General features: G+C 67.5%; 2 protein-coding genes. Both read left to right on the forward strand.

What is annotated here, in order from left to right; genetic code table 11:
• On the forward strand, positions 1-947 hold a 947-nt coding region (gene tuf / locus WB508_RS06920; protein WP_423844149.1), incomplete at its 5' end, for an elongation factor Tu.
• Between the two features lie 79 nt (positions 948-1,026).
• Positions 1,027-1,577: cation diffusion facilitator family transporter (locus WB508_RS06925; protein ID WP_423844150.1), on the forward strand; the 551-nt coding region annotated here is incomplete at its 3' end.

A 1,577-nucleotide genomic window follows, 5' to 3' on the forward strand; every position in this document is an offset into this window, starting at 1 on the left:
ACTGCCCCGGCCACGCCGACTACGTCAAGAACATGATCACGGGTGCTGCGCAGATGGACGGCGCCATTCTCGTGGTCGCTGCCACCGACGGCCCCATGCCCCAGACGCGTGAGCACGTGCTGCTCGCCCGTCAGGTCGGCGTGCCCGCCATGGTCGTCGCGCTGAACAAGTGCGACATGGTCGACGACGAGGAGATCCTGGAGCTCGTCGAGCTCGAGGTTCGTGAGCTGCTGAGCGATCAGGAGTTCGACGGCGACAACGTGCCCGTCGTCAAGGTTGCTGCTCATCCCGCGCTGCAGGGTGACGCCAAGTGGGGCGAGTCGATCCTCGAGCTCATGGCGGCTGTCGATGACTACATCCCGATGCCCGAGCGCGAGACGGAGAAGCCGTTCCTCATGCCCGTCGAGGACGTCTTCACGATCACCGGTCGTGGAACGGTCATCACCGGACGCATCGAGCGCGGCATCGTCAAGGTCAACGAGACGGTCGACCTGATCGGCATTCGCGAGGCCAAGCAGACCACCACGGTCACGGCGATCGAGATGTTCCGCAAGTTCCTCGACGAGGGCCAGGCCGGCGAGAACGTCGGACTGCTCCTGCGTGGAACCAAGCGTGAGGATGTGGAGCGCGGCATGGTCGTCATTGCTCCCGGCTCGACGACGCCGCACACCGAGTTCGAGGGCCAGGTCTACATCTTGTCCAAGGAGGAGGGTGGCCGTCACAAGCCGTTCTTCAACAACTACCGTCCGCAGTTCTACTTCCGCACCACGGACGTCACCGGCGTCATCACGCTGCCTGAGGGCACCGAGATGGTCATGCCCGGTGACAACACCGAGATGTCGGTCGCGCTGATCCAGCCGATCGCCATGGAGGAGGGCCTGCGCTTCGCCATCCGCGAGGGCGGCCGCACCGTCGGCGCCGGTCGCGTGACGAAGATCAACAAGTGAGCTGACCTCAGCTCTCTCGGAGCCCCCATCGCCTCGGCGGTGGGGGCTTCGTCGTTCCTGCCCGCGTAGCCTGGTGGGCATGGGGCACGACCACGCGCATGGAACTGGGGTGAAGCACCGCAGGCGTCTGGCGATCGTGCTGGCCCTGTCGGTGAGTGTCCTGCTGGTCGAGGCCGTCGTGGCCGCACTCACCGGGAGCCTCGCGCTGCTGGCCGATGCCGGGCACATGCTGGGAGACTCCGTCGGCATCGCGATGGCCCTCGCAGCCATCACTGCTGCCCAGCGCGGCGGCAGCCCGGGCTCGCGACGCACCTTCGGGTACCACCGCACCGAGGTGCTCGCCGCCGGGCTCAATGGCCTGGTGCTGCTGGTGCTGGCTGGGTTCGTGGGGTGGCACGCCGTCGGCCGTCTGAGTTCCTCCGTCGAGCTCGCGGCCACGCCCATCCTCCTCGCCGGCGGCGTCGGGCTGGTGGCCAACGTCATCGGTCTGTTCCTGCTCCGGGAAGGGGCTGCCGAGAGCCTGAACGTCCGGGGCGCCTACCTGGAGGTCCTGGGAGATGCGCTGGGGTCGGTCGCGGTCCTGGTCTCGGCGACCGTCATCGCGCTCACGGGCTGGATGCAGGCCGATGC

Origin of the sequence: Aeromicrobium sp., assembly GCF_049586495.1 — a bacterium.
In the GTDB taxonomy this organism is placed as follows: Bacteria; Actinomycetota; Actinomycetes; order Propionibacteriales; family Nocardioidaceae; genus Aeromicrobium.